Consider the following 12,970-nt stretch of genomic DNA (forward strand, 5'->3'; position numbering starts at 1 on the left):
GTTTTTTATCGGTAGCGAAGGTCGCATACTGCGCTGAAAACGGTTGGGAGTTGGGCATGAACAAACCTGTAGTCGTGATTGGTATCGGTGAGATCGGATCTGTCTTTGCACGGGGTTTTATGAAGCTGGGTTATCCGATTGTGCCGGTGACGCGTGAAATGGACCTGTCCATTGTAGCGGCTGAGGTGGTTGCGCCGGAGCTGGTGGTGGTGGCGGTCGCTGAAAAAGATCTGCAGGCCACACTGAAGCAGATTCCCGATGTATGGTGTGATCGTCTTGTGCTGTTGCAGAATGAGCTTCTGCCGCGTGACTGGCAGCCTTTTGGCTTTGACCATCCGACCGTCATCTCGGTCTGGTTTGAAAAGAAGAAAGGGATGGACTCGAAGGTGGTGATTGCCTCGCCCGCTTACGGGCCGCATGCCGCATTGTTGAAAGAGGTGTTGGCCACGCTCGATATTCCTGTGCGTGAACTGGGCAGTGAATCCGAGTTGTTGTTCGAGCTGGTATTGAAAAATCTCTATATCCTGACCACCAATATTGCCGGCCTTGAGTGCGGTGGCAATGTGCGTGACCTGTGGTTTGAACATAATGATCTGGCCTGCGACGTGGCAGATGATGTGCTGGATATTCAGGAGTCTCTGATTGGTCGGAAACTTGATCGCAGGGCGTTGATGGAGGGGCTGCTGGCAGCGTTTGATGGCGATCCGGATCATGGTTGTATGGGGCGCTCCGCACCCGCGCGGTTGCAGCGTGCGCTGGCCATTGCCGCAGAGACAGGGGTTTCGGTACCTGTACTGCAGCGCATTTCCCGGCGTGGCTGAGCGCTGTAATCTGTTGTTCCGGGCGATGCTGATGATTGTCATCGATGCAAAACATCTGCCAGCCAGCCACTGCCGCACTTGATGTGATCTGTTGCATCGCGTGCGCGGCGGTGGCAAAGAAAGCAGTCGCAGCCGGCGTCCTGCCCGATTGTGGCGTGATCGATGCAGGCTGTAGTGACAGCATGCATGTGATGTGGCGTGCTTTCCGGCTATAATCTGCCCATGTTGACAGCATGCATTCGCCGTTTCATGCCTCACCTGGGCATCTTTATGTTGTGTTTGCTGTGGCAATCTCCGTTTTGCAGATATGAAGCCGCTGCGGCAGCTGTCAGCAGTGACGCATCGTTGTCTGCGATCATTGAGAAGATGAAGCAGGAGCCGCGTGGCCCATTCAGACGTATCCGCTGGTTTTGTAATGATGGCAGTAACCTGCCAACGGGCGAATATGTTTGCAGCACACACGGTGGCGGCTACCAGCATGGAGAGTGGAGCAGGCAGACACTTGCCCTGCGTGATCAGGGCTATCTGATTGCCAATGTGCTGGCCGGTCTTGATCCCGCCGGCTTTACCGGCCCGGCCGCGCAGCTTGAACAGCTCAGGCAGATTCTGCTGGAACGTTATCTGGTTGCTGCCGATGATGGCTGGGTGTTCCGGCGAGCCCGTTTTTATCGCGGGGCGATACAGAGCGAGGATGAGCAGGTTGCGGCCAGCCGGATTCTGCGGGCGTTGCTGACTGATCCTGAGTGGAGGCGCCCCGAGCGCTTTCTTTTGCTGCGTGAGGCTGTGCGGTTGCTGCTTCCGTCCGGGGCACTGCAGCTGACGACATCGGTGCGTCAGGCGGCCAGCAGTCTTGAAGAGAAGGACCCGGGGTTTGCCGCCCTGCGCATCAAGATTCATGGCCTTCCGGATAGCGGCGATGCTGAAAGGGTCAGGGCCTATGCACGGGACTCAGGGCTTGCTTCGTTGCAACCTGTGTATGCCGGATTTGCTGATCTGCTGGATGCCTTTTATGCCCCGCATACGGCTGAAGATCAGCTGCAGCAGCTGGCAAAGGATACTTCCAGTCGTGATATCAAGGCCCGGATCAAGGACGCGAGTGCGATGCTGGCAGCTGGCGGAGACGAGGTTGAGGTCATGGCCTCTCTGGCCGACCGTATGCTGGCATGGCGCATCCTGTTGCAGAAAAAAAGCAGTGACTCACCTGAAGACAGGCTGCGTCTTTTTCAGGCTTCGCTGATGCTGGAACGGGAGGTGTTTGTGCGCGCAAATCGCCTGCCGTTGCTGTTTCCTCAGGCCGGGCGGGCACAGCGACTGGGCTGGTTGCGGCATCTGGAAAAGGCTCTGGCCGGGGCCGGCTTACTCTCACAGCGGCAGCTGGATGCATTTCTGGAGGAGTGTGGTCATTTGACTGCAGCTGGCTTGCACCCCTCAGCCGGAGAGTATTATGCCAGCCTGCGCTATCTCGGGCGTACACCGCAGTGGGCCCAGCGCTCACTTGAGTTTCATTATGCAGCAACGGTCGGGCGCTGGGGGGAGTTAACGCCGCTGGCCGCTCATTTTGTTCCCGACCGTTTGCGTGCAAGTCCGGTGCTGCCTTTTACCCGTATTCTTGATCATTTGATGGCAGATGCCAGTCGCATGACCGGAATCAGTCACCATATATTCGGTCAGGAGCTGGCCAGCAGCCTGCGTGCATTGAATCCGGGTCTGAGCCGGGGTGTTTTGCTGATGCCGCCAGTGCAGGGGGTGCCATTCCGTCCGGATGGTATCTACATCTTGCCCTCCACGACCGAGGATCTGCCGCCGGTTGCCGGTATTATCACCAGCGGTGAAGGGAGCTCTCTCTCGCATGTACAGCTGCTGGCGCGCAATATGGGCATTCCAAACCTGGTTGCGGATGATGCGCTGCTGCAGGTGCTTGGCCGTCATGTCGGTGACAGGGTGGTATTGGCTGTGAGTCGGCGCGGAGCAGTGTCGATTGAAGCGGACGGGCCGCAATGGGATGAAGTGTTCGGTATGGAGGCAGGTTTGAATGTGCCGATTGATGCGAATCTGGAGCGGCTGGATTTGCACGACCATGCCCTGCATGCCTTGCGCCGGATTCATGCAGATGATTCCGGTCGTATTGTCGGACCGAAGGCCGCCAATCTCGGAGAGCTCGGCAGTCATTATCCTGAGTTGGTGCCGCCCGGGCTGGTGATTCCATTCGGCGTGTTTCGTCGCCATCTCGATAAGCCGCTATTTGCCGGCGGTCCATCGGTGTTTGACTGGATGAGTGCGGAATACGCGCGACTGAAGGGTGTTCCGGATCAGGCGGATCGCCGTCGGCAGACACGGCTGTTTCTTGCTCGCCTGCGTGAATGGATTCTTGCAACCGATCCGGGTGAGGAGTTCAGGCAGCAGCTTCGCTTTGGTTTCGGACGTGTATTCGGAAGTGGCCAGCCGGTTGGTGTATTTGTGCGCAGCGATACCAATGTGGAAGACCTGCCGGGCTTCAGTGGTGCGGGGCTGAATCTGACCTTGTCGAATGTGGTTGGTATCAAATCGATCGTCAATGCGGTCAAGCTGGTTTGGGCCTCTCCGTTTTCCGAGCGCGCCTTCGCCTGGCGTCAGGCGCATATGCAGCACCCGGAACATGTCTACCCGGCAGTGTTGCTGTTGCAGAGCGTTAACTCTGAAAAGTCAGGGGTCATGGTAACAGCGGATGTAGAGAGCGGTGACCGGCGCTGGCTGACCATTGCTGCCAGTGAAGGGGTGGGGGGAGCTGTAGAGGGGCAGGCCGCTGAAGAGGTGGTGGTAGAGCGGGCAAGCGGCCGGGTGCGTCTGCTGGCCCAGGCAACCGCACCATGGCGAGTGCATCTGCTTGCTGCAGGCGGCAGTGAAAAGGTGGCCGCCAGCGGCCGCGAGCAGCTGTTGAGCGATGCCGAAATCAGACAGTTGCGGGATCTTGCGGCTGATGTTGAGCGTGATTTTCCTTTGCCGATGGATGAAACCGGAAAGATGATGGCAGCAGATATCGAATTCGGCTTTGCCGGTGGCAAGCTGGCACTGTTTCAGTTGCGTCCCTTTGTTGAGAGCCGTCGGGCAAGACAAAGTGAGGTGCTCAGCGCAATGGACAGACAGTGGCCGCTCTTTTTTGACCATGGCATTGATCTGGCCGGGGTGCCGGCCGTTGAAGGAGGGGGGCCATGAGGCATGTTCTGCTGCTGTTGATGTTGTGTGGCTATTCGGCAACGGCCTGGGCCTATCCGCTGGATGGCGCGGATATGACCGGTATCAGTCGGCTCGAGGGGTATCGTCTGGCTCAGCAGGGGCGGGTGGCGGGTAACCTGCTGTCGCCGGGGGCGCAACTGGCAACGGCACAGGTGGTGCTCAATGCCGGCGGTGCAAGCGAGGCGCTGCTGAGTATGCCGGATCCCTATCTGGGCAGGAAGCTGGTTGACCTGCTCGGGGCTGATGCCCGTGGCTATGGTATCAGCCTGCTGGATCTGAGTGATCCTGCTCATCCGCGCTATGCCGAGTATCAGGGCGGGCAACTGCGGAATCCCGGCAGCGTTGGCAAGCTGGTTGTGGCACTGGCGCTGTTTCAGGCACTGGCTGATCTCTATCCGGATGATACTGCTGCCCGCGAGCGGGTGTTACGGTCGACTATGGTGGTGGCGGATGCATTGATCCGTTCCGATCACCACAAGGTGCCATTCTGGCTGCCGGAGCAGATGCGGTTGCAAAAGCGGCGACTGGCGGAAGGTGATGAGGCCAATTTGTGGAGCTATCTGGACTGGATGCTGTCGGCCAGCTCCAATGCTGCAGCCAGTATGGTGATTGAGCAGGTGATGTTATTGCGTCGTTTTGGTCGTTCCTATCCGGTCAGCCGCTCACTGCAGCAGGCCTACTTCAGCCAGACGCCGAAAAAGGAGTTGAGTCGTGATTTGCTTGCTGCGTTGCAACAGCCGGTGGCTGATAACGGACTTGATCCCGGGCAGCTCCGGCAGGGGGGCTTTTTCTCGCATGAAGGCAAGCGGCGTGTGCCGGGGACCGGCAGTATTTGCAGTGCCCGTGAGCTGATGCATTATATGTTGTTGCTGGAGCAGGGGCGGCTGGTTGATCGCTGGTCCAGCCTGCAGCTGAAACGCTTGTTGTATATGACCGAGCGGCGGATTCGCTATGCTGCAGCTCCGGCCCTTGCTGATGCCGCTGTCTACTTCAAGTCAGGGTCTTTTTACAAGTGCAGGGATGAGGCCGGATTCGTCTGTAAAAAGTATCAGGGCAATGCGCTGAATCTGATGAATTCAGTTGCCATCATCGAATACCCGGCCGGCGCGCCGCGCCTGCATTATCTGGTGGCGATTACATCAAATGTACTGAAGAAGAATTCCGCGATTGATCACCGCGAGCTGGCGACGCGGATACACGGGCTGTTACAAAGCTTGCACGGGGTGACTCGATAATATCATCCATTTCACGAATCAGTTTTGTCATCCATACGCCGCCACGGGGGTCATCAGCCAGTGCTACAGCGATGTAGCTGTGGCCATGATGTTCGATCAGGGCGCTGTCGGCATGCCAGTTGCGCCATGAACCGGATTTGCGATACATCTGGATATCCGGGTTATGCATGGCATCAAGTCCTTTGACGAACTTGTGGTTGATACCCGGGTTGGACATGATCTCTTTCATTTCAGCCGAATAGCGAGGGGAAACCAGGCGCCCCTTTTCCAGCATATAGTAAAAACGGGCGACCTGAATGGCGGTGGCGCCATGCGAGAGGTGATGCAGGGGATCGCGATGGAACGGCACGCCCTGGGCATACTCTTTGCCGACCCAGAGTCCGCCATTGTGTTCAGGGTCATAGAGGCGGTATTTGGGTGATTCCATGACCTGGTTGATGTAATCCTTGCCGACCATGTTGATCATGGCGGTGGCATCGGCGTTGGAAGAGTAACGGATCATGCGGGTCATGGTGGTGCGGGTTTCTTCATTCAGAGGCAGCTTGCCCTGCTGGATCAGTTCAAATGCGGTGAGAAGAACGGCTATTTTAGGCAGACTGGCCGCATACATCATTTCATCACCATTCACCTGTGCAAGTGCCGGCGTCGCCGGGTTACTCAGGTCAACCAGTGCAATGGCAAGCCGTTTGTCCCTGACCGCCTGGCTCAGGTGAAGTCGGGCGATTCGCTGCTCAAGTTGCTGTTGTAACTGATGATCCGGCGCTTGTCGTATGGCGGGAAGGGGGGCGGTGAGCGGGCTGGCAGAGGCAGGCAGGGCGATGGCGAGCAGGCTGAAAATCAGTATGCATGATCGTATTTTGTTTTGCATCTGCACTCTCCCTTGTTGCATGTTACGTGCGCAACGTAGCGATATTCCAAGATAAAGCAATGGATATGCCACTATCGTCCGCGCTGTAAGGGAATGCTACTGCAGCTGTCGGCTGTTGCAGTGATGGTTGTCACAGGTTGATTTGCTGAAACAGTTGCATGAAGGGGGGGTGTAACGGCAAGCTTGACCGGTTATGAGCATTATTGATAATGCGCGCTGCTTTGAAACGGCTGGAGGTAAGCATGCGGCAGTGGTTGGTGACATTGCAGGGGCTTCCGGCATCGGGTCGCAGCTGGGATGCGGTTGTATCTGCCCACGATCTTTCGGATGTGCATGAAGGACAGGTAGAGGCGATTGCAGGGCTTGCCGGTGATGTGCCTCTGTCACTTTCGCTGGTGCACAAAGGTAATGTATATTATCTGACCGGTCACTGGCGCTGTCTGATCAAACGGACATGCAGTCGGTGTACGGCGCCGTTTGAATGGCAGGCGGAAGGCGAACTGGAACGGGCTTATCAGCTGGGTATCGCGAAAGTTGCTGATGCACAGGATGTTGATGATCCTGAAGGTGTATATGAGTACCTGCCAGAGCCCGGTGAGCTGGACTTGCTGGATGTTCTGCGTGAAGATATCTGGCTGACCTGGAAAGCAGATGTGATATGCAGTGATTCGTGTAAAGGGTTGTGCGCCGATTGCGGCAGTAATCTGAATACAGGCACATGCAGTTGCAAAAAAGATAACGATGATCATCCGTTTGCCATATTGCGCAAGCTGAAGCTGGATGATGGATCGATGTGAAGTTAACGGCCAGCTGCAGAGCGGGCCGTTTTGTTTCAAATGATAATGAATGGCAGATTGCCCGCAATCCTGTCAGCAAGTTCACCCTGTGGGTGAAAGGAGTGTAAGAAAATGGCAGTACCTAAGAGAAAGACCAGTGCATCCAAGCGTAATATGCGCCGTGCCCATGATCGTATTGTGCCTGCCGGCATGTCCGAGTGCCCGGAGTGCGGCGAAATGATGCGTCCGCATCACGCTTGCCCACACTGCGGTACCTATAAGGGTCGTGAAGTTATCTCTGTAGAAGAGTAATCTGCATGTTTTTCCCCGTCATAGGCAGTTGTGACGCGCTGTATCCGGTGCGCTCTTGAGCCAGTTGTCCGAACAGCACGTTGCCGGGCGGGGGATCCGCATTCTGGTCGATGGTCATGGTGGCGATGATGCCCCGACCATGGTCCTTGATGCCCTTGTAATTGCCCTTTCATCGGCTTTTTCATCCTGCTATACCGGCAGCCTCACTCTCGGGGTTGTCGGGCAGGAGGATTTGTTGCGCCCGCTGCTGGAGCAGCGTGGAATTGTCGATAAGGTGACGATTGTGCCGGCCAGCGAGGTGATCGGCATGTGTGACAGTCCTTCCCAGGCCCTGCGCCGGAAGAAGGATTCCTCCATGCATGTCGGTGCACGCATGGTTCGTGACGGTTACTGGGACGCATTTGTCAGTGCCGGTAACACAGGGGCGCTGATGGCGGTATCCCGGCTGGTGCTGAAAACACTGCCCGGAATCGATCGCCCTGCCATTGCATCGATGATCCCCGCTGTAAATGGCGGGCGGACGCTGATGCTGGATGCCGGTGCCAACTCCGAGTGTACCTCCGAGCATCTGGTTCAGTTCGCTGTCATGGGCTCCTGCTATATGCAGGCGGCTGAAGGTATCGAGGCTCCCCGTGTCGGGTTGCTGAATATCGGCAGTGAAGAGATCAAGGGCACAGATGTGATCAAACTGACCTCTGCAAGGCTTGCTGAAAGCGGACTGAACTATATCGGTAATGTGGAAGGTACGGATCTGTTCGGCGATGATGTCGACGTGGTTGTCTGTGACGGCTTTGTTGGCAACGTGGCGCTCAAGACCATGGAAGGAACGGCCCGTTTTCTCGCACAGGCGATGAGGGCGGAGCTGACCTCCGGTGTGGTGGCCAAAGCCGGTGCGCTGCTGGCAAGCAGTGCGCTCAGGCGTTTCAAGGACCGGGTGAATCCTGGCAAGTATAACGGGGCCCCGTTGCTGGGGCTTAACGGTATTGTGGTGAAAAGCCATGGTGGTGCGGATGCTGAAAGTTTTTCCAGCGCCATTGCTGTCGCCTGCAGGGAAGTGAGCGAAAATCTCACCGATCGGATTACCGAATCGGTACAGGAGCTGATGGAAGCATGAGTCTGGCCTCAGTTCATATCACGGGTATTGGTGGTTATCTGCCCGAACGTATCATGACCAACGCCGAGCTGGAAAAGCTGGTGGACACGACGGATGCCTGGATCCGTGAACGCACAGGTATCGAGCAGCGCCATATTATTGCGCCGGATCAGATGACCTCTGACCTTGCCGTTGAAGCGGCCCGTATCGCTCTGGCCGATGCCGGCATTACCATTGATGATATTGATGCTTTGATCGTGGCAACGACCACACCTGATCTTATTTTTCCTTCGACTGCCACGGTTGTGCAAAGCAAGCTGGGTGGCAGGGATTTTCCGGCCTGGGATATTCAGGCTGTCTGTTCCGGTTTTGTCTACGGACTTGCCCAGGCCGAAGGTATGATGCGTGCGGGGATGTTCAGGCGCGTACTGCTGATCGGTGCGGAAGCGATGAGCCGCATTGTTGACTGGAAGGATCGCGGAACCTGTATCCTGTTTGGTGATGGTGCCGGTGCTGTCGTGCTCGAAGCGGGGCCGTCAGATGCGGAAAACGGTATGATCGGTTCGGTGCTGCATGCTGATGGTGCATTCCGTGACCTGCTCAAGGCGCACCACCCGCATCCGCCATCAAGTCCCGAGTTGCACCATGAGGCGGTCGATTTTGCCATTGACTCTGCAGGTGCTGCGGCGGTTGAGATGAAAGGCAATGAGGTGTTTCGTGTGGCCGTCACCAAGCTGGGTGATGTGGTCCGGGAGATTCTGCTCCGATATGAGTTGAACGATTGCGACATTGACTGGCTGGTTCCGCACCAGGCCAATATCCGAATTATTCAGGCTACGGCAAAAAAACTGAAAATGGATCTTGATCGTGTGGCTCTGACCGTTGCCCGTCATGGTAATACCTCTTCAGCCAGTGTGCCGCTGGCATTGAACGACCTTTATATCAATGGCCGCCTTGAGAAGGGCCAGTTGATTCTGCTTGAGGCATTTGCCGGCGGCTTTGCCTGGGGTGCCAACCTCGTGCGCTGGTCCAAATAAAGGCTGCAAGCGCATTCACCGTACAGCATGAAGTGTGACGCAGGTAACGGCAGAAAGGTCGGCAAGCAGAAAGATGTGGATGTCATGCTTTTCATGAAGGAAACGGCTGTTGTGTTTTGTTCGCAGTGTTATTCCTCTTTACCGAAATGTTTGTTTGATAGGATGTAAAATGGCTGAATTTGTGTTTCTGTTTCCAGGTCAGGGCTCCCAGTCCAAAGGTATGCTGGATGCGTTTGATGGTATCGATGTGGTCAGCCGTACCCTGGAAGAGGCATCGGATGCATTAGGCTATGATATGGCTGCGCTGATTCGTGATGATGCAGAGAACAAGCTGGGTCAGACCGAGTACACTCAGCCGGCGCTGTTGACGGCTTCTGCCGCCATGCTGCGTTTGTGGCAGCAGCGCGGTGGTGGTGCGCCGGCTCATGTGGCAGGCCATTCGCTCGGTGAATATTCGGCTCTTGTGGCTGCCGGTACGATCAGCTTTGCCGATGCCGTGCAGCTGGTGGCATTTCGCGGGCGCGCGATGACCGGGGCAGTAGCTGCCGGTGTCGGTAGTATGGCAGCCATTCTCGGGCTGGACGACCACGTAATCGAAGAGCTCTGTCTTTCCTCCTCCAGGGATCAGGAAAAGGTATGGGCTGCAAACTACAACTGTCCCGGACAGCTGGTGGTCGCAGGTCATGCGGCAGCAGTTGAGCGTATGATGGAGGCTGCGAAGGCAGCAGGTGCCAAGCGTGCCCTGCCGCTGGCAGTCAGTGCCCCTTCACATACCCCTCTGATGCAGCCGGCGGCTGAACAGATGGCGGTGCGTTTGCAGGAAATAACACTGAATGTGCCTGCCTGCCCGGTCTGGGGCAATGCATCGGCTAGCCCCGAGCAGGATGTCAGCAATATTCGTCAGGCGCTGGTGGCGCAGCTTGTTTCTCCGGTGCGCTGGACTGAAACGGTCCAGAAGCTTGCTGCAGCGGGTGTCACTGCCGGTGTGGAAATGGGTCCTGGTAAGGTGTTGTCCGGTCTTGTGAAACGCATTGATCGTCAAATGAACGTTGGTGTCAGTGTCAGTCCGGATCAGCTTGATGCAAGTCTGGCCCTGATTGCCGGCGCGTGAGGTTGAGAGAAATGAGTGATGTGAAAGTTGCACTGGTGACTGGTGCGAGTCGTGGTATCGGTTTTGTGGTGGCGACCAGGCTTGCGGAAGCAGGGTTTAACCTGGCGATCTGTTCGACCAGTCAGGCTACGGTAGATCAGGCGGCAGAAAAAATTCGCGCTGCCTGTGGTGTCGAGGTATTGGCCCGGGCCGTGGATGTATCAAACAGTGAGCAGATGCAGGGTTTTGTACAGGAGGCGGCCAAACATTTCGGACGTCTGGATGTGCTGGTCAACAATGCCGGTATTACCCGCGATAACCTTGCCATGCGCATGAAGCAGGATGAGTGGCATGCGGTGATTGATACCAATCTCACCTCTGTATTCAATGCGATGCAGGCAGCGCTGAAGCCGATGATGCGGGCCCGCAGCGGCCGGATTATCAATATTTCATCGGTTGTTGCCGGTATGGGCAATCCCGGTCAGCTGAATTACTGCGCCAGCAAGGGCGGTGTAGAGGCGATGACGCGATCGCTGGCGCGTGAAGTTGCTTCGCGCGGGATCACGGTCAATGCTGTGGCACCCGGTTTTATTGCAACAGATATGACGGCAGGACTGGGCGATGAAGCCCACGCCCGCCTGAGCGAGCAGATTCCTCTGGGGCGCCTCGGGCAGCCGGAGGATATCGCGGCAGCTGTTCTTTTCCTTGCGAGTGAAGGAGCCGGCTATATCACCGGTCAGGTACTGCATGTGAACGGCGGCATGTATATGTAAATCAGGCTGTGGCAGTGCCCCGATGAAGGGGGGACTGGCGTAGCAGGAAGGGCCCGGCGTAACTGTGCGAGCGGTTGCAGCCGGTGCATTAAATGAGGCGGTGTTTCAGTCTCATTCGAATGGAAAACAGCGGTATATTGTTTTCTGGTTGTTCGTAAAAGATTCTGTATGCTGCCACCCGGCAAACAGGATGTGTCCCGGACTTGTGCGGCTCCGGGCCATATGATAGAAGCCGCACCTTATTTATTATTTCGGGAGGACGTTATGTCTGCAGAAATCGAAGCTAAAATCATCAAAATCGTTGCTGATCAGTTGAATGTGGATGAGAGCGAAATCAATCCTGACTCTTCATTCGTCGATGATCTGGGTGCAGATTCACTGGATACCGTTGAGCTGGTCATGGCCTTCGAAGAGGAATTCGGTGTAGAAATCCCTGACGAAGATGCTGAAGGCATCCAGAGCGTACAGAACGCTATCGATTATATCGCTGCCAAAGCCGAATAAGCTATGACCAGACGAGTAGTCGTCACCGGTGTTGGCCTCGTTACGCCGCTGGGCACCGGGACTGATGTCACGTGGAATAACCTGATCGCCGGTAAATCGGGCATCCGTCGTATCTCTCATTTCGATGCAGAGGCGACGGCAATGGCCTGTACCATCGCCGGTGAAGTTCCTGACTTTTCAGTTGAGAACTTCATTAACCGCAAGGATGCACGCAAAATGGATAATTTTATCCAGTTTGGCGTGGCTGCATCGCTGATGGCTCTGGAGCAGTCCGGGCTGGTGATCGATGAGAGCAATGCCGAGCGTGTCGGTGTTGCTGTCGGTGCCGGTATCGGTGGCCTGGTGACGATTGAAAACACCATGCGTGCCTATATGGCCGGTGGTGCGCGCAAAATCTCCCCGTTCTTTATCCCTCAGACCATCATCAATATGACATCCGGATGGGTGTCGATGATGACTGGTGCCAAGGGACCGAATGTGGCGACTGTAACGGCCTGTGCAACCGGTACGCATGCGATTGGTGACGCTTTTGAAGTGATCGCCCGTGGTGATGCGGATGCCATGATCGCAGGTGGTTCGGAAGCGTGCATTTGCGAGCTGGGCGTGGGCGGCTTCTCTGCAGCCAGGGCTCTTTCGACCCGCAATGATGAACCTGAACGTGCGTCCCGTCCGTGGGATAAGGATCGTGACGGTTTCGTGATGGGTGAGGGAGCTGGTGTGCTGATGCTTGAATCGCTTGATTCTGCAAAGGCACGTGGTGCGGTGATTCTGGCCGAGGTGATCGGCTATGGCATGAGCGGTGATGCATATCATATGACCTCTCCATCTCCGGGCGGAGAAGGCGGTGCCCGTTGTATGCGTGCAGCACTGTCACGTGCAAAGCTAAATCCTGAGGATGTGGACTATATCAATGCCCATGGTACATCGACTCCGGCCGGTGACGTTGCGGAAACGCAGGGAATCAAGGCTGTATTCGGTGATCATGCCAGCAAGCTGATGGTCTCTTCGACCAAGTCCATGACAGGTCATCTGCTGGGTGCAGCCGGTGGTATCGAGGCAGCTTTCTCGGTGCTTGCTGTGCATCATGGTGTGGTTCCTCCAACCATTAATCTTGATCATCAGGACCCTGAATGTGATCTTGATTATGTGCCGCATGAGGCGCGTCAGGCGAACATCAATGTCGCAGTCTCCAACTCGTTCGGTTTCGGTGGTACAAACGCATCTGTGATCGTTCGAAAGTTCAACTGA

General features: G+C 56.2%; 12 protein-coding genes. 11 read left to right on the forward strand and 1 reads right to left on the reverse strand.

Annotation, left to right across the window (positions count from 1 at the left end; all coding sequences use genetic code 11):
- The first annotated feature begins 56 nt into the window (after window positions 1–56).
- From FEF65_RS01735 to FEF65_RS01745, 3 genes are all read left to right on the forward strand, one after another.
- The gene (locus tag FEF65_RS01735; protein WP_138238040.1) at window positions 57–821 is read left to right on the forward strand and encodes a hypothetical protein; all 765 of its coding nucleotides are present in this window, start codon (window positions 57–59) and stop codon (window positions 819–821) included.
- A 222-nt stretch (window positions 822–1,043) separates the two neighbouring features.
- Window positions 1,044–4,013: a PEP/pyruvate-binding domain-containing protein gene (locus tag FEF65_RS01740; RefSeq protein ID WP_138238041.1), complete on the forward strand. Its 2,970-nt coding sequence runs from the start codon at window positions 1,044–1,046 to the stop codon at window positions 4,011–4,013.
- On the forward strand, window positions 4,010–5,269 hold the full coding sequence (locus FEF65_RS01745; RefSeq protein ID WP_138238042.1) for a serine hydrolase: 1,260 nt from the start codon (window positions 4,010–4,012) through the stop codon (window positions 5,267–5,269). The genes FEF65_RS01740 and FEF65_RS01745 overlap by 4 nt, the downstream gene beginning before the upstream one ends.
- Here the strand turns inward: FEF65_RS01745 and FEF65_RS01750 are convergent.
- A complete protein-coding gene (locus FEF65_RS01750) occupies window positions 5,169–6,137 on the reverse strand; it encodes a serine hydrolase (RefSeq protein WP_138238043.1) in 969 nt (322 codons plus the stop codon). The genes FEF65_RS01745 and FEF65_RS01750 overlap by 101 nt on opposite strands.
- 242 nt (window positions 6,138–6,379) lie before the next feature.
- Between FEF65_RS01750 and FEF65_RS01755 the strand changes: the two genes are divergently transcribed.
- The 8 genes from FEF65_RS01755 to fabF all read left to right on the forward strand — a co-directional run bounded on the left by FEF65_RS01755 (window position 6,380) and on the right by fabF (window position 12,970).
- Complete coding sequence (locus FEF65_RS01755) at window positions 6,380–6,934, forward strand: YceD family protein (RefSeq protein WP_138238044.1); 555 nt, start codon at window positions 6,380–6,382, stop codon at window positions 6,932–6,934.
- Window positions 6,935–7,045: 111 nt separating this feature from the next.
- On the forward strand, window positions 7,046–7,225 hold the full coding sequence (rpmF, locus tag FEF65_RS01760; protein ID WP_138238045.1) for a 50S ribosomal protein L32: 180 nt from the start codon (window positions 7,046–7,048) through the stop codon (window positions 7,223–7,225).
- A 55-nt stretch (window positions 7,226–7,280) separates the two neighbouring features.
- Complete coding sequence (plsX, locus tag FEF65_RS01765; RefSeq protein ID WP_238701110.1) at window positions 7,281–8,339, forward strand: phosphate acyltransferase PlsX; 1,059 nt, start codon at window positions 7,281–7,283, stop codon at window positions 8,337–8,339.
- Window positions 8,336–9,355 (forward strand): beta-ketoacyl-ACP synthase III, encoded by a 1,020-nt coding sequence (locus tag FEF65_RS01770; RefSeq protein WP_138238046.1) that lies wholly within the window; start codon window positions 8,336–8,338, stop codon window positions 9,353–9,355. The genes plsX and FEF65_RS01770 overlap by 4 nt, the downstream gene beginning before the upstream one ends.
- Window positions 9,356–9,524: 169 nt before the next feature.
- The gene (gene fabD / locus FEF65_RS01775) at window positions 9,525–10,466 is read left to right on the forward strand and encodes an ACP S-malonyltransferase (protein WP_138238047.1); all 942 of its coding nucleotides are present in this window, start codon (window positions 9,525–9,527) and stop codon (window positions 10,464–10,466) included.
- Window positions 10,467–10,477: 11 nt separating this feature from the next.
- Window positions 10,478–11,218, forward strand: coding sequence for a 3-oxoacyl-ACP reductase FabG (fabG, locus tag FEF65_RS01780; RefSeq protein ID WP_138238048.1), 741 nt, complete (start codon window positions 10,478–10,480; stop codon window positions 11,216–11,218).
- A 264-nt stretch (window positions 11,219–11,482) separates the two neighbouring features.
- Window positions 11,483–11,722 (forward strand): acyl carrier protein, encoded by a 240-nt coding sequence (gene acpP, locus FEF65_RS01785; protein WP_138238049.1) that lies wholly within the window; start codon window positions 11,483–11,485, stop codon window positions 11,720–11,722.
- 3 nt (window positions 11,723–11,725) lie between these two features.
- Window positions 11,726–12,970, forward strand: a complete 1,245-nt coding sequence (fabF, locus tag FEF65_RS01790; RefSeq protein WP_138238050.1) for a beta-ketoacyl-ACP synthase II — start codon at window positions 11,726–11,728, stop codon at window positions 12,968–12,970.

Source organism: Mariprofundus erugo (genome assembly GCF_005818865.1).
In the GTDB taxonomy this organism is placed as follows: Bacteria; Pseudomonadota; Zetaproteobacteria; order Mariprofundales; family Mariprofundaceae; genus Mariprofundus; species Mariprofundus erugo.